Consider the following 14,747-nt stretch of genomic DNA (forward strand, 5'->3'; position numbering starts at 1 on the left):
CGGAATATAAACTGTATGGGTTTGATCGGTGGATATGCGCGCTATGCCGATCTGTCCGCGCCAAATCCTGTTAAAATTGCGCCGCATCGAAGATTTAGGGAGAAAATAGGGCTCCTGAGCGCGACGGGGTATGCACCCCGTCGCTTACGTTTTATACAGGGAAGGGCGTTTGGCATACAAAACGATGCGGACGGGATGAATATCCCGTTCGGCAAAGGTTGATTCGAGCGAAACGTTAATGTCGGGGTTACAAAACCCCGGCCGCTCTGGGATAATTCGATACTCATTATTCCTGAATCGACTTCGCGGAAAGCGCAGCAACTATCACCCACCAGGAGACCCGAATGCCTGCACAACATCAATACATCCGTTGGTTCAATGAATTATCGATCGAGGACGTGCCTTTGGTTGGCGGCAAGAACGCCTCGCTCGGTGAAATGTACCGCGAACTGACGCCGCAAGGCATCAAGATTCCGAACGGTTTTGCGGTGACCGCGGAGGCTTACCGTTATCTGCTCGATAAGTCCAACGGCTGGGAGGCCTTGCATCAGGCGCTGGACGACCTCGATCCGGACAATGTCACCGATCTGGCCAAGCGCGCGCGCCGGGCGCGGGAAGTGATCTACGGCGCGCCGTTTCCGGCCGATCTCGCGCGCGAAATTCTCGCCGCCTATGCGCGGTTGAAAAAGGAATATGGCGATGATTTGAGCGTTGCGGTGCGCAGTTCCGCGACCGCCGAGGATTTGCCGAATGCCAGTTTCGCCGGTCAGCAAGACACCTTTCTGAACATCAGCGGCGATCTGGCGCTGCTCGATGCCTGCAAGCGCTGCATGGCCAGCCTGTTTACCGACCGCGCGATCCATTACCGGGTCGATCAGGGCTTCGATCATTTCAAGCTGGCGCTGTCGGTCGGCGTGATGAAAATGGTGCGCTCGGACCTCTCGGCCAGCGGCGTGATGTTTACGCTCGACACCGAATCGGGTTTCAAGGATGTGGTGTTCATCACCGGCGCCTACGGCCTCGGCGAAAACGTGGTGCAGGGCGCGGTCGATCCGGACGAGTTTTACGTGCACAAACCGACATACGCGTTAGGTTACCGCAGCGTGCTGAGGCGTACGCTCGGCGCCAAAAAGATCAAGATGATCTACAGCGACGGCAGCACGCGCGAATCGACGCACAACATTGCGACCAGCGCACAGGAGCGCAATCAGTTTTGCATCAACGATCAGGACGTGCTGACCTTGGCCGGCTATGCGATCGGCATCGAGAAGCATTACAGCGCCAGGGCCGGCATGTCGCGGCCGATGGACATCGAGTGGGCGAAGGACGGCATCGACGGGCAACTCTATATCGTGCAGGCACGGCCGGAAACCGTCGCTTCTATAAAGACGGGCACGCTACTCGAACAGTTTGTTTTAAAAGGAAGCGCCGAACCTTTGGTCACAGGACACGCGGTCGGCGGACGAATCGCGCAAGGCAACGCGCGAATCATCACTCATGTTGAGCAATTGTCCGCCTTTAAAGCCGGCGATGTACTGGTCGCGGACATCACGACCCCGGATTGGGAGCCGGTAATGAAGATCGCTTCGGCGATTGTGACCAACCGCGGCGGCCGTACCTGTCATGCGGCAATCGTCGCGCGCGAACTCGGCGTGCCGGCCGTGGTAGGCTGCGAAAATGCGACAACCGTGCTCAAAAGCGATATGCTGGTAACCGTGTCCTGCGCCGATGGCGATGTCGGCAAGGTTTATCCGGGTGCGCTCGACTTCGAAAAGATTACGACCGATCTGACCGGTTTGGCGCGACCCAAAACGCACATCATGCTGAACATCGGCAATCCCGAAGCGGCATTCAAGCACAGCTTTTTGCCGAATGACGGCGTCGGCCTGGCGCGGATGGAATTCATCATCACGGAATACATCAAGGCGCATCCGATGGCTTTGATTCATCCCGAAAAGATACAGGACGACGGCGAAAAAGAACAACTGCAAATGTTGACTCAACAGTTCGACAGCGGCCGGGACTTTTTCATTCAGCGCCTGGCGGAAGGCGTCGGTACCATTGCGGCGGCGTTTTATCCGAAGCCGGTCGTGGTTCGGATGTCCGACTTCAAGACCAACGAGTACGCAACCCTGCTCGGCGGCCGCTGGTTCGAGTTTGACGAAGCGAACCCGATGATAGGCTTCCGCGGCGCCTCGCGCTATATTCATCCTGCCTACGCCGAAGGTTTCGCGCTCGAATGCGCGGCGATGAAACAGGTGCGCGAGACGATGGGCATGACCAACGTGATCCTGATGATTCCGTTCTGCCGCCGCGTCGGCGAGGCCGAGAAGGTGCTCGAATACATGGCCGAACTGGGTTTGAAGCGCGGCGAGAACGGCTTGCAAGTGTATGTGATGTGCGAAATTCCGAACAACGTGATACAAATCGACGAATTTGCCAAGCATTTCGACGGCTTCTCGATCGGCTCGAACGATCTGACGCAATTGACGCTCGGCGTCGACCGCGATTCCGAAATCGTAGCAAGCGATTTCGACGAGCGCGATCCGGGTGTGAAGGAAATGATCCGCCTCGCTGTCGCCGGCGCGCGCCGCAACGGCCGCCACTCGGGACTCTGCGGACAGGCGCCTTCCGATTACCCCGAAATGGCCGAATTTCTGGTCGAAGTCGGCATCGATTCGATGAGTTTGAATCCGGATACAGTGCTGAAAACCACGCAGCGGATTCTGGAGACCGAGAAACGACTGGGTAAGTAATCATCGATCAATCATCGTTCCCACGTTTCGGCTTCACTTCCATTAAGCTAAGAGCAAAACTCCCTCTCCCACCGGGAGAGGGTCGGGGTGAGGGGGAATAAAATAAGAAAAAAGCTTTGTTTTGATCCGCCCGGCAATAGCTCCTGCATTGCTCTAACTCCTGCATCCTTGCAGTCGTCATCGGCTATTGCATTATTCGATGAATCTGATTATCATTCAGGCTGAGTTGGCCTGGTCGACGCAGGCTTGTCTTACTTATCGCGCCTCCGTTCTTGCTCAATTCTGCATGAGAAGAGGCCGCAACCGTCGGGATTTGACCGGTTCGGCGCTGATCATGTCCTACCATTTATAAAGTATGACTCTAGTGGGAGAAATTATGAATCAGTTGAAGCTTCATGGGGTGCTTTTTGTCGGCTTAACTTCGGCGTTTGTCGCTCAGGCGGAGACCCAATGGATAACGGTAGCGAAATCCAATGAATCCATCCAGTGCGAAAGTGCCGGCATCAGTCCAAAAACCATGAAAAAAGAACTGACCGAAGCGAAAATTCCGGCCAAGCATGCGCGTTGCGGTACTGATGGTATGCTTTATCCGGCGGTCTGCGGCGGCGAAACCGGCCGCCTGAATCTCTTCGATATTCCCGCCAAAAAGCTCGGCGATGCCACCGAATTAGGTTTTCAGCCGCTCAGCGATTGGCCGGATGCCAGCGAAGCGCCTTGCGAGGAAGAGGTTGCATTTGCAGGCAATGCGGCGGAAATCTCTATCAACGGTATCGGGCCTGCGGTGGATGATAAAGCTTACCGCAAGGTACGCAAGACTATCGGCGAAGCAGTGGCGGACAACGTGATTTCGCGCTTTATCGTTTACAGTTATGGGGTCGAAGGCGGATTTTCGGGTTGCGTGCAAGAAGGTCGATTCGCCCAGCCCAATGCTTTCAGCGACGTCATCAAAAAACTCCGGGCGATAAACGCCGATCCGAGCACCACGGCTTATTCGGTCACGGCGGTTGAAAAATGTGAGACAAGTTCGCCCGAAATCGATGGTGTCCAATAACCTATGACAGACAGCCCGGTTGCGGTTACTTGGGGACGAGAATCGCAACCGGGCTTCGCTCCCGTCCGAAGAAGAGTCGATCCAATACGGTAACAGGTTAGTCCCATAGATAGACCTTCAATTCCTCGCGGTTCGCCAGAATGATTTGCTGCGCATGCGCGGGCCTCTGTAGATCATCGGGGCCGATTCTGATCGCCGAGAGATAATAATTCAGCAAGGCCGCGCGAATGCGCAACTTCAATTCGCCGCTTTCCATCGCATAATCAAACTCTATCGCCGCCCGCTGTGACTCGGTCAGGCCCGGATGCGGCGCAATCACGGCCTGGACATAAGTATTCCAGATCCGGTCTTCGTCCCGGTCTTTCACCGCGTCGCCGACAGTTTCGGCGGCCAGAATACGGGACAACACGAAATCGCGAAATTGCCCGTGGCTTTGGCTGAAAGCCCGTATATGCCAGCGCAAGCCGTCAAATACCAGGGTATGCGGACTCAAGAAATAGTCCAGGGGCAGGTGATTGCTCATCGACTGATAGCGAACTTGAATCTCCTTGCGTTGCACAATCGCCTGATTGACCGTCTGCAAGATCGCGCGGTCGATTTTTCTAAAGACCGGTTCGAGCACTTCAACCGCCGGCAGATTTTGGATCAACGGCACGATGAAGCCGTTGTCCTGGCTTTGATTGGTTTTCAACACCTGCAAGAATTCGGCGGCCGTGCCGGTCATGAAAGCCGGCGTGAATGCTTCCGTGATGACATAGCGCTTCTTGTGCTTGTCATAGCGGATGTTACCGGGGCATAAGCCCTGATAAGTCGTCAAATCCTTAGACGCCTGCACCCGGCTGATGCCGAAATTGCCCATCAACGCAGCCGTCGATACCTCGCCGCTCCAGAACACCGTCGCTTCGAGCAGGGTTAATCGTTGTTGCTGTTCCCATTTTAAATGCTGTTGCATCGGCTGAGTAAAGATGTTAATTTATATGAAAACTTTATTTTCATATAAACTTGATTTGCTGTTTGCAATAGCTTAACACCAATCACGCGGCTAAGGAATGAAATGAAAGACTACTATGCTCATAGCGGCAATGACGTTAATCGATGGCATTTGTTGAGAGAGCATCTCGCATCGGTAGCTAACTTGGCCAAGTCTTATGTGGCCGATTGGAAAGGTGCGGAGGAAGCTGAATTGGCGGGGCTGCTGCATGATTTAGGCAAATACGGCGAGCGGTTTCAGAATCGTTTGCATGGACAAGATCAAGGCCTGGATCATTGGTCTCAAGGCGCATATTTGGCAATCAGAAAAGGCGGCGCTCTTGCAGCGGCCTTAGCTATACAAGGGCACCATGTCGGCTTACAGAGCATGCAAAAGGACGATTTGAAAAAATTGCATCCCGATGTATTGTCTCGTCAGCATCCACAAAATCTCTCTCTGAGCGAGTCCGATGTCGATTTACTGGAGAACTGTCTGGAAGCAGACGGCCTGCGCTGCATCAAACCCAAGCAAAGGCTTTTTTCCGGATTTTTAGGCGTGTCGGAAGCGCGAGTCGATAACATGCTGGACATTCGGCGGCTGTTTTCGGCATTGGTTGATGCCGATTTTATCGACACCGAGGCACATTTCAACGGCGATGAGGACGGCAAATCGCCGCGTATGTCGGGACTAAAATTGAACCAGCAAGGCTTGGCTCAGCGCGCTTCAGAAAAATTGTCAGCCTTTATCAACAGTAAGTCGTCTTTACCGAATCAAACTGAAAATCTGCACAAAATACGGCAGCAGTTGTTGCATGCTTGCCTGCAAGGCGCCGATCAGAAAACCGGGGTGTTCACCTTGACCGCGCCAACCGGCAGCGGAAAGACCTTGAGCATGTTAAGTTTTGCCTTGCGGCACGCAGAACAAAATAAGCTGGAACGCATTATTCTCGTCGTCCCGTATCTGAGCATCATCGAACAAACGGCAGCCATTTACCGGGAAATTTTTGCCGATTTAGGCGAAGATTTTGTGTTGGAACATCACAGCATGGCTGGATTGGGCGCGGAAACAGCCAAAAGCGATGCAGAAGGAAATGAAGAGAGTCAGCAACAAAACAGACGGCAGCGATTACTGTCGGAAAACTGGGATGCGCCGGTTGTCATCACTACCAGCGTGCAGTTTTTGGAATCGTTGTTTTCTAACCGTCCTTCAGGATGCCGGAAAATTCATCGTATCGCCAATTCCGTAGTCTTGTTCGATGAGGTGCAAACTTTGCCGACCGCCCTGGCTATTCCCAGTTTGGCGGCACTTTCCCATATCGCACGGCACTGGCATAGCACCATGGTTTTCGCCACAGCGACACAACCCGCGTTTGATCATTTACATGAGCAGGTGCAAATACAAGCTTCGGCTGGTTGGCAACCGAAACCGATTGTTGCTGACCATGCGGCAATGGCCAATGCATTGCGGCGGGTACACTACACATGGATGAATGAGAAACTAACCTGGCAAGCATTGGCCGGCGTGTTGCAAACGCATTCGCAAGTGTTGTGCATCGTCAATCTGAAACGTCATGCGCATGATCTATGGCAGGCGCTGGAAACGACTTCCGATCTGTTTCATCTTTCGACCAATCTATGTCCACTGCACAGACAATCGATGTTGGAGGAAGTCAGACAGCGTTTAAAAAACGGCTTGCCTTGCAGACTGATCGCCACCCAATGTATCGAGGCGGGTGTCGATGTCGATTTTCCGGTTGTCTATCGCGCGTTTGCGCCGTTGGATGCCATCATTCAGGCGGCCGGGCGCTGTAACCGAGAAGGGCGTTTGGAGGTTGGGCAAGCGGTTATCTTTATTCCCGCTTGCGATGGCCGCTTATATCCTGACGCAACCTATGAACAGGCTGCGGGTGTCGCGTTAAGCCTTAAAAATGAGCTGGACGACGCATTTGATTTATACAACCCCGATGTCATTCAACGCTATTACAAGCGTCTTTATACCGTGGCGGACCCCGGGCAGCTTGCCAAACCGCTTTATGAGGCGATCAAAAACCTGAATTTTCCGGAGGTCGCGCACCATTATCGGCTGATTAAACATGACGCCATCAACGTCGTGGTCCCTTATGATCTTGAACGCTTCGAACAACTCAAGTTGCAGGCCGAACAACAAGGTTTGACCGTCAAGTGGATAAAACGGGCGCGCAGTTCAAGCATCAGCCTTTACCGGCCTAGACCGGATGATCCGGTATGGGATAGTTTGTTGCCGGTGCAAGCTTTCAGACAAGGCAAACACTATCGGCAAGATGACTGGTTTATCGCGGCCAACTTGCATGATTACGATGAAAAACTCGGGTATCGGAAACCTGACAGCCTGAACTGTTGGATAGCATAAAAAATATCACGGAGCAATCATTATGAGTAAACGAACACACTGCCTGGAAGTATGGGGCGATTTCGCCTGTTTTAGCCGACCGGAAATGAAAGTGGAACGCTATAGCTACCCGATCATCACCCCTTCTTCTGCGCGCGGCATCTTCGACGCGATATATTTTAAAAAGGAGTACAACTTTTACTGGCAAGTGGAACGGATCGAACTGCTCCATTCGCCCAAATATATCGCCCTGCGCCGTAATGAAGTGAAGGATAAAGCCTCGACTGCCGAAGTACAGAAATGGATGAATGGCACCAAGGAAATCAGCCCTTTATGGGCCGACGGCACCCAAGCCGAACTGGGAACCGATCAAAAAGGGCGGACGCAGCGGCAAATGATGGCGCTAAAAAACGTTCGTTATCGCATTTATGCGCACATCCAATGCAGGGATCCTCGCGCAAATTTGAATGCGTTGAACGCCCAGTTCGAACGGCGCGCCGCTCAGGGAAAATGTTTTTATCAGCCTTTCTTCGGTTGCCGGGAGTTTCCGGCTTATTTTGAATTGGTAAATACGCCGCCAGACAAGGGGCCAGTCGATCTGGACCTTGATTTGGGCTGGATGCTTTACGATGTGTTCGACTTGCACAAGGCGAATGACAATCAGGCTGCCCCCTCTATCAGCGTGTTTCATGCGCAATTGAAAGGTGGGGTATTGGAAGTGCCTGAATACCATAGCGATTCGGTTCATAAAGTGGACGGAGCGGGCCATGTTGAATGAAGTGTTGGCTTTTGCGGAGCGAGCGGGGTTACAGTCCGAGCCCGGTTTTACCGTTAAAACTGTAAAGTGGGCGATCGTGATCGACAAGCAAGCGCAAATTAATGGTATCGTTGCAGTGGGTGACGGTAAGAACGGCTTGTCCTTTCCTCGTAGCCCGGATTTGTCTCAGGGCGAAATGATTGCGGGCGGAGTGACGAGGAGTCAGTTTTTGATTGAATCGTTAGCCGTTGTTGCGCTTTTTTATAAGCAGGATACGCCTGTAAACGAGGCGCAAAAATACAAAACGAAGCACGACTATTTTGTTCAATTACTCGAACAAGCCGGAGCCGATTGTCCCGAGTTACGAATTGCCGTCTTGGCGTTAAGTAATGATGAGCAATTGCAAAAGTTGCAGGCTCTTATAGAAGAGCAACAACCAAAGCCAAAATCAATCGATAGCGCGACCCTATTGATCGCAGATCAGTATCCTGTCAAGTCAACGCTTTGGCATGACTGGTGGAGAAAACAGCGTCGACAAATCAACGGAAACGGAGAAGAAGGCTCAGCTTCCGATGTCGAGATTATGCGATGTTTATTGACAGGCTGTGCGATCAAACCGGTCGAGACACACCCGAAAATTAAGGGTTTGTCCTCCGTTGGCGGCTTGGGTACCGGCGACGTGTTTATCGGTTTTGACAAAGAGGCATTCCAGTCTTACGGCCTGAAAAAATCTGCTAATGCCGCTACCGATGAAGTCACCGCGAAAAATTATGCAGAGGCTTTCAATCATCTGATTGCCGAGCAAAGCATTCGTTTAATCAATGGATTGGCCGTTTATTGGTTTGGGCACTCGCTGGAACACGATGAAGACAATATGTTTGCCGAGCTTGAGAATCCCAGCGAACCGCCGGCCGGGCAAGAGACTCGCCCCAAACAGTTATTATCCGCTATTAATACCGGTCAGCGCCCTGACTTGCTTGATAACCATTATTTCGTGTTGACCGTATCAGGGCAATCCGGTCGCGTCATGGTACGCGACTGGCAGCAAGGCCAGCTAACCGAATTGCTGGAACATATCAGCGCTTGGTTTGATGATCTGCAAATCATTGCCAGAGATGGCGGTAAGGCTGCACCGCCGTTTAAATTTCTGGCAGTGGTCGGTGGTCTGGTGAGGGAACTGAAAGACGCTCCCGCGCCATTAATAAACGAACTCTGGCGCACCGCGCTGAATAAAAATAAACCGATTCCGTTCGCTGCCTTTAGTCAGGCTGTATTGGAATCGCGCAAAGCAGTCATTAACGAAGAGCCGCAAAATCATGCGCGCATGGGTTTGATCAAGGCTTTTCATATCCGCAATAAAGGAGATGAACACATGAATCACCAACTAAATCCAGCACACCCAAGCCCCGCCTATCAATGCGGGCGTTTACTCGCCGTGCTGTCCGATTTGCAATATGCCGCATTAGGCGATGTCGGCGCGGGTGTCGTGCAACGCTATTACACCTCAGCGAGCCAGGCTCCAGCTTTACGCATCGGTCAGTTGATGAGCAACGCGAAAAACCATTTAAACAAGCTCGGCGGCGGTCTGGCGTTTGAATTTGAAAACCACATCGCTGAAATCATGAATGCGATGACCCAAATCCCCAAAACGTTGGATTTGGAAGAACAAAGCCTGTTTGCGCTGGGTTACTACCAGCAATTGGCAGAAAACAGGGCGCGCATGGCTGAAAACAAAGCAAAAAAACAAGCAAAACAAAACGAAGCACAAGGAGAAAACTGATGAGCATCGAAAACCGTTACGAATTTTTATTCTTGTTCGATTGTGAAAACGGCAATCCGAACGGCGATCCCGATGCGGGCAACGCCCCGCGCATAGACCCGGAAGATATGTACGGACTGGTTTCGGATGTTGCACTGAAACGTCGGATTAGAAATTATGTGCAAATCGCCAAAAATAACGAACGTCCGGACGCGATTTTTATCGAGCATGCGACCAATTTAAACCGGCCTATCGCCGAATCGCATTTGCAGGCTAACGGCGAAATTCCCGAAAAGGGCAAAGCATCCAAGGATAAAGTCAGGCTGGCGCGCGACTGGATGTGCAAGAATTTCTATGATGTTCGCACCTTTGGTGCCGTGATGAGCACCGGCGCCAATGCCGGGCAAGTGCGCGGAGCCGTGCAATTTTCGTTTGCTCGTTCGCTGGATAAAGTGTTGCCGTTGGACATTTCGGTAACCCGAATGGCGGTGACCGAAGATGTCAAGGCAGCAAAGAGTCTGGACGATTTTCAAAAATGGGAACGCGAACAGCCTGAAGACCAACTGCGCACGATGGGCCGCAAAAACCTGATTCCCTACGGTTTATATGCCGCGAAAGGATTTATCAGCGCCAATCTGGCGCAAGACACTGGTTTCAGCGAAACGGATTTGGAACTGTTATGGGAGGCCCTGTTGAATATGTACGATCATGACCGTTCCGCCAGCAAAGGCATGATGTCGTGCCGTGGGCTATACATTTTCAAACACGTCGGCACCGATACCGATTTGGAACAACGCAAGAAACAGGCGATGCTGGGCTGTGCTCCTGCACATAAATTGCTGGATTTGGGGAGCATCGTTGCGATTAATAAGCGGGAAGGCGTCGATACGCCGCGTAAATTTGCCGATTACGAAGTCACAGTACATAAAGACCGTTTACCGGCGGGTGTCGAACTTATTTCAAAATAATCCGCCATGGTCGTTCAGGATGCGTAATATTGGCTTGTTGTCGAAATCGTAAGAATATTGAGGTTGTAAAAACCGTTATAATCCAATCAACAGTTTAGCTAAGCGATGACGTATGAAACAAACCATCAACATCCACAAAGCCAAAACCCGGTTGTCTCAATTGATTCAGCAGGTTGAAGACGGCGATGAAATCATCATTGCGCGGGCGAATAAGCCTGTCGCGCGCCTGATCGCCTATCAGCAAAAGCCGATCAAGCGCCGTTTGGGCGAAGCCAAGGGTATGGTGGAAATCATGCCGGATTTCGATCAACTACAGGACGATTTCATGGAGCATTTTGAATGAAAATCTTGCTCGACACGTGCGCTTTTCTTTGGCTGGTGACCGGCGATCCGCGAGCGTTGCCATTAGCCAAGGAAATCTTCCTGAATGAAGTGAATGAATTATTGCTCAGCGCCGATCAGTAGCTTTCCGCTTATCCGATCGAACGGCTGTGGTAACGATAGTTTGGATTAGCCGTTGTGTAGGCGGCATATAACATTTGAGGTAGCCATGAACTGGAAATACCGTATCACCGTTGATCCCGACGTTCTCGCCGGAAAGTTCATCATCAAAGGGACGCGCATTTCGGTTGAGCTGATTTTTGACAGAGTGGCGGACGGCTGGACGACCGAAGATATTTTGTCTGCTTATCCGCACCTCAGCCGCGATGACGTTTTGGTCGCGCTCTCGTTTGCCGCTGAATATTTCGGGAGGAAAAAGACTATCGCTGCCGGTAAAGTCGCGGTATGAGCGTTCGTCTGTTATTCAATGAAAGCCTTAGCCGGCCGTTGTTGCGGGAGATCGGCGATGAATCCGCCTGAGTCGATTCCCATTTCCGCGCTAAACCAGTACGCCTACTGCCCTAGGCGCTGCTATCTGATCCACGCGGAAGGCGAGTTTACCGACAATGTGCACACCGAGAGCGGCAGCCGCGAGCATGAACGCGTCGATCAGTTAGCGCACGAAATCAAAGCCGGCGTGCGCGTGGAGTTTGCGTTGCCGGTGTGGTCGGAGCGTTTGGGGCTGAGCGGCCGCTGCGATGTGGTCGAGTTCCATCCCGACGGCAGCGTCTTTCCGGTCGAATACAAACACGGCAAACGCAAGCAATGGCTGAATGACGACCTGCAACTGGCCGCGCAGGCGATGTGCCTGGAAGAGATGATGAATATATCGGTTCCGGCCGGGGCCATTTATCATACCCAATCGCGGCGAAGACGGGAGCTGGCTATCGATCAACAATTGCGCGCCGAAGTGGCCGCAACCGTCGAGGCGGTCAGCAAGATGCTCGACCAACAGCAGTGCCCGCCGCCGATAAACGACGTCAAACGCTGCCCGCAATGCTCGTTGAATGAACTTTGCAATCCCGATCTGATCAACGGCAAAATTCGTCTGCGTGAATTGTCGGGGCAGTTGTTTGATGTGGACTCGGAGCCGGAGAACCTATGAAGCAGCTTCTGAATACCTTATATGTCACCCTGCCGGACGCTTACTTGCGGCTGGAAGGCGAAACGGTGTGCGTGATGATCGAAAAAGAAAAACGCTTGCAGGTGCCGTTGCATCATTTGAGCGCCTTCGTGCTGTTTGATCACGTGATGCTCAGCCCGGCTTTGCTGGGCCGCTGCGCCGCCGATGGCCGCAGCATTGTTTGGCTCAATCGTTCCGGCCGTTTTCAAGCCAGGATGGAAGGCCCAGTCAACGGCAATATCCTGTTGCGCCAGGCGCAATTCAGGGCAGGGGACGATGAGCGGCAGATTTTGCGTCTCGCCCAGCGCTTCATCGCCGGGAAAATCCGCAACAGCCGGCAAGTGCTGATGCGCGGTGCTCGCGACAGTAAAGACGATCAGGAAAAGGCGGCTCTTGTGCAAGCGGCGCGGTCGTTGGCGAATAACCTGAAGAAGCTGGCGCATGCGCAAAATCCAGACGAAGCCCGTGGCCTGGAGGGTGATGCCGCGCGTATTTATTTTGCCGCCTTATCCCTTGTGATCCGGCCGTCGGCAAGATTGACCTTTGCCTTCACGACCCGCAACCGTCGACCGCCCAGAGATTGTTTCAATGCGCTGATTTCGTTTTTGTATGCGCTGACGCTGGGCGATTGCCGCTCGGCGTTGGAAACGGTCGGGCTCGATCCGCAGCTCGGTTTTTTGCATGCGGTTAGGCCGGGCAGGGAATCTCTGGCGTTGGATCTTTTGGAGGAGTTTCGCGCGCCACTATGCGACCGATTGGCGCTTACACTGATCAACCGCGAACAAATCAAGGACAAGGATTTCGACAAACGCGACGGCGGCAGCGTATTGCTGAACGATAACGGCCGCAAGACCGTGATCGCGGCTTATCAGGCGCGCAAGCAGGAAGAACTTATCCACCCGGTTTTGGGTCAATCGGTTTCGATCGGGCTGATTCCGCAGATTCAGGCGCGGCTGCTGGCGCGCTACCTGCGCGGCGATGTCGAAGACTATGTGCCTTATCTGCAACAATAGCCATGATGATTCTGATCACTTATGACGTTTCGACCGAAACCAGCGCCGGCCGCAAGCGTTTGCGGCGCGTTGCGAAAGTCTGCTTGAATTACGGGCAACGGGTGCAGAAATCGGTGTTCGAATGCCAGGTCAATACGATGGAAATGGCGCGTCTGAAGGAGCAGTTGTTGCAGGAGATCGACGAAAGCGAGGACAGCTTGAGAATTTACCGTATCATCGAGCCGATAGAAAAAAACCGAGAGCAATTCGGTAACAACCGGGCGATCGATTTTGAAGGAGCTTTGATCGTATAAATCCGCGAACCGGGAGTGATGCCCAAAACCGGGCGGGTTCGCGAGAGAATTAAATGCATGAAATGTAAGCATTATATGCATAATTGAAGGTAACAAACAATGAAGGGAATGAAGCCGCTTGGATTATTCGCGTTACTACGGAAGAATCGCTATAATCGTCATTGCCTTGCAATAAGGCAGTATCTCCCGGCCTAACCGCCGGGAGCGGATTGAAACAAAAAAAATTCTCTCGAATCCGCCTCCGGTCGGTGTATCTCCCGGCCTAACCGCCGGGAGCGGATTGAAACGTTGGGCAGGTACAGCTTTATTATGGTGCGATGACGTATCTCCCGGCCTAACCGCCGGGAGCGGATTGAAACGAGGGCAACCTGGTCATTGATCTGAGCGCCTGCGAGTATCTCCCGGCCTAACCGCCGGGAGCGGATTGAAACGTTCACCGTTCCCACTGACCTTGAAAAACTGTTTCAAAGTATCTCCCGGCCTAACCGCCGGGAGCGGATTGAAACCTTCATGCACGGGCGCGCCGCCACTCGGCTCTGGGTATCTCCCGGCCTAACCGCCGGGAGCGGATTGAAACGCATCCGGGGCGATCGCCCATGCCTTTGCAATGGTGTATCTCCCGGCCTAACCGCCGGGAGCGGATTGAAACTTTCTTCCAGCAATTGCTTAACGGCTTCCTCAACGGTATCTCCCGGCCTAACCGCCGGGAGCGGATTGAAACCTCACTTTGCGAACTTTCGCCCGCATCTCAAAGGCCGTATCTCCCGGCCTAACCGCCGGGAGCGGATTGAAACTTTGATTTTTGCAATGTTGGGCGTAGATATGAAGAGTATCTCCCGGCCTAACCGCCGGGAGCGGATTGAAACTTATTGCGTTGGTTGCTATCGTTACCGGTGTCGGGTATCTCCCGGCCTAACCGCCGGGAGCGGATTGAAACGTTCACGTTCGCGCACCGAGCGCCGGCATTCGTGGTATCTCCCGGCCTAACCGCCGGGAGCGGATTGAAACCCGACCATGCCGTTTTTTCCAGCAGTTTTCGAAGAGTATCTCCCGGCCTAACCGCCGGGAGCGGATTGAAACGATTCTACGCGGTGCACCTTTCACACCCTGCTATTGTATCTCCCGGCCTAACCGCCGGGAGCGGATTGAAACTTTTGCCGTTGCTTTTCAGACTGCAAAAAAGAAGGTATCTCCCGGCCTAACCGCCGGGAGCGGATTGAAACATTTGCATAATCAATAATCGATTCGAATGTGCACGTATCTCCCGGCCTAACCGCCGGGAGCGGATTGAAACTTTTGCAGCTGCATT

General features: G+C 52.9%; 13 protein-coding genes and 1 CRISPR repeat array. Of the genes, 12 read left to right on the forward strand and 1 reads right to left on the reverse strand.

All coding sequences use genetic code 11. From position 1 onward, the window contains the following. Positions 1 to 344 precede the first annotated feature (344 nt). Together ppsA and U2W12_RS04190 are read left to right on the forward strand one after the other, a co-directional pair. Positions 345 to 2,756: a phosphoenolpyruvate synthase gene (ppsA, locus tag U2W12_RS04185; protein WP_326499411.1), complete on the forward strand. Its 2,412-nt coding sequence runs from the start codon at positions 345 to 347 to the stop codon at positions 2,754 to 2,756. A gap of 376 nt (positions 2,757 to 3,132) precedes the next feature. Next, positions 3,133 to 3,807 (forward strand): hypothetical protein, encoded by a 675-nt coding sequence (locus U2W12_RS04190; RefSeq protein ID WP_326499412.1) that lies wholly within the window; start codon positions 3,133 to 3,135, stop codon positions 3,805 to 3,807. A 97-nt stretch (positions 3,808 to 3,904) separates the two neighbouring features. Here the strand turns inward: U2W12_RS04190 and U2W12_RS04195 are convergent, their stop codons facing one another. Further along, a complete protein-coding gene (locus tag U2W12_RS04195) occupies positions 3,905 to 4,759 on the reverse strand; it encodes a WYL domain-containing protein (RefSeq protein ID WP_326499413.1) in 855 nt (284 codons plus the stop codon). A 102-nt stretch (positions 4,760 to 4,861) separates the two neighbouring features. Between U2W12_RS04195 and cas3 the strand changes: the two genes are divergently transcribed. From cas3 to cas2, 10 genes are all read left to right on the forward strand, one after another. Further along, on the forward strand, positions 4,862 to 7,165 hold the full coding sequence (gene cas3, locus U2W12_RS04200; protein WP_326499414.1) for a CRISPR-associated helicase Cas3': 2,304 nt from the start codon (positions 4,862 to 4,864) through the stop codon (positions 7,163 to 7,165). A gap of 22 nt (positions 7,166 to 7,187) precedes the next feature. Next, on the forward strand, positions 7,188 to 7,922 hold the full coding sequence (gene cas5c, locus U2W12_RS04205; RefSeq protein ID WP_326499415.1) for a type I-C CRISPR-associated protein Cas5c: 735 nt from the start codon (positions 7,188 to 7,190) through the stop codon (positions 7,920 to 7,922). Beyond that, entirely contained in the window at positions 7,912 to 9,681 is a 1,770-nt protein-coding gene (gene cas8c / locus U2W12_RS04210) for a type I-C CRISPR-associated protein Cas8c/Csd1 (RefSeq protein WP_326499416.1), read from the forward strand. Before cas5c ends, cas8c begins: the two co-directional genes overlap by 11 nt. Beyond that, entirely contained in the window at positions 9,681 to 10,628 is a 948-nt protein-coding gene (gene cas7c / locus U2W12_RS04215; RefSeq protein ID WP_326499417.1) for a type I-C CRISPR-associated protein Cas7/Csd2, read from the forward strand. The genes cas8c and cas7c overlap by 1 nt, the downstream gene beginning before the upstream one ends. Positions 10,629 to 10,740: 112 nt before the next feature. After that, on the forward strand, positions 10,741 to 10,971 hold the full coding sequence (locus tag U2W12_RS04220; RefSeq protein WP_326499418.1) for a type II toxin-antitoxin system Phd/YefM family antitoxin: 231 nt from the start codon (positions 10,741 to 10,743) through the stop codon (positions 10,969 to 10,971). Beyond that, on the forward strand, positions 10,968 to 11,093 hold the full coding sequence (locus tag U2W12_RS04225; protein WP_326499419.1) for a hypothetical protein: 126 nt from the start codon (positions 10,968 to 10,970) through the stop codon (positions 11,091 to 11,093). Before U2W12_RS04220 ends, U2W12_RS04225 begins: the two co-directional genes overlap by 4 nt. Positions 11,094 to 11,178: 85 nt before the next feature. Further along, entirely contained in the window at positions 11,179 to 11,418 is a 240-nt protein-coding gene (locus tag U2W12_RS04230; RefSeq protein WP_326499420.1) for a DUF433 domain-containing protein, read from the forward strand. Positions 11,419 to 11,475: 57 nt separating this feature from the next. Next, complete coding sequence (gene cas4, locus U2W12_RS04235; RefSeq protein WP_326499421.1) at positions 11,476 to 12,114, forward strand: CRISPR-associated protein Cas4; 639 nt, start codon at positions 11,476 to 11,478, stop codon at positions 12,112 to 12,114. Continuing rightward, positions 12,111 to 13,145: a type I-C CRISPR-associated endonuclease Cas1c gene (gene cas1c / locus U2W12_RS04240; protein ID WP_326499422.1), complete on the forward strand. Its 1,035-nt coding sequence runs from the start codon at positions 12,111 to 12,113 to the stop codon at positions 13,143 to 13,145. The genes cas4 and cas1c overlap by 4 nt, the downstream gene beginning before the upstream one ends. Before the next feature lie 2 nt (positions 13,146 to 13,147). Then, the gene (cas2, locus tag U2W12_RS04245) at positions 13,148 to 13,438 is read left to right on the forward strand and encodes a CRISPR-associated endonuclease Cas2 (RefSeq protein ID WP_326499423.1); all 291 of its coding nucleotides are present in this window, start codon (positions 13,148 to 13,150) and stop codon (positions 13,436 to 13,438) included. 179 nt (positions 13,439 to 13,617) lie between these two features. After that, positions 13,618 to 14,732: a CRISPR direct-repeat array (repeat unit 37 nt; unit sequence GTATCTCCCGGCCTAACCGCCGGGAGCGGATTGAAAC). Positions 14,733 to 14,747: the final 15 nt, after the last annotated feature.

This window comes from Methylomicrobium sp. Wu6 (assembly GCF_035916875.1).
In the GTDB taxonomy this organism is placed as follows: Bacteria; Pseudomonadota; Gammaproteobacteria; order Methylococcales; family Methylomonadaceae; genus Methylomicrobium.

Excerpts from the sequence above, each read along its gene's own strand:
- U2W12_RS04220 (WP_326499418.1), top strand. The coding sequence starts at position 10,741 with ATGAAACAAACCATCAACATCCACAAAGCCAAAACCCGGTTGTCTCAA.
- cas2 (WP_326499423.1), top strand. The coding sequence starts at position 13,148 with ATGATGATTCTGATCACTTATGACGTTTCGACCGAAACCAGCGCCGGC.
- U2W12_RS04195 (WP_326499413.1), bottom strand. The coding sequence starts at position 4,759 with ATGCAACAGCATTTAAAATGGGAACAGCAACAACGATTAACCCTGCTC.
- U2W12_RS04190 (WP_326499412.1), top strand. The coding sequence starts at position 3,133 with ATGAATCAGTTGAAGCTTCATGGGGTGCTTTTTGTCGGCTTAACTTCG.
- cas7c (WP_326499417.1), top strand. The coding sequence starts at position 9,681 with ATGAGCATCGAAAACCGTTACGAATTTTTATTCTTGTTCGATTGTGAA.
- cas8c (WP_326499416.1), top strand. The coding sequence starts at position 7,912 with ATGTTGAATGAAGTGTTGGCTTTTGCGGAGCGAGCGGGGTTACAGTCC.
- U2W12_RS04225 (WP_326499419.1), top strand. The coding sequence starts at position 10,968 with ATGAAAATCTTGCTCGACACGTGCGCTTTTCTTTGGCTGGTGACCGGC.
- cas3 (WP_326499414.1), top strand. The coding sequence starts at position 4,862 with ATGAAAGACTACTATGCTCATAGCGGCAATGACGTTAATCGATGGCAT.
- cas4 (WP_326499421.1), top strand. The coding sequence starts at position 11,476 with ATGAATCCGCCTGAGTCGATTCCCATTTCCGCGCTAAACCAGTACGCC.
- ppsA (WP_326499411.1), top strand. The coding sequence starts at position 345 with ATGCCTGCACAACATCAATACATCCGTTGGTTCAATGAATTATCGATC.
- U2W12_RS04230 (WP_326499420.1), top strand. The coding sequence starts at position 11,179 with ATGAACTGGAAATACCGTATCACCGTTGATCCCGACGTTCTCGCCGGA.
- cas1c (WP_326499422.1), top strand. The coding sequence starts at position 12,111 with ATGAAGCAGCTTCTGAATACCTTATATGTCACCCTGCCGGACGCTTAC.
- cas5c (WP_326499415.1), top strand. The coding sequence starts at position 7,188 with ATGAGTAAACGAACACACTGCCTGGAAGTATGGGGCGATTTCGCCTGT.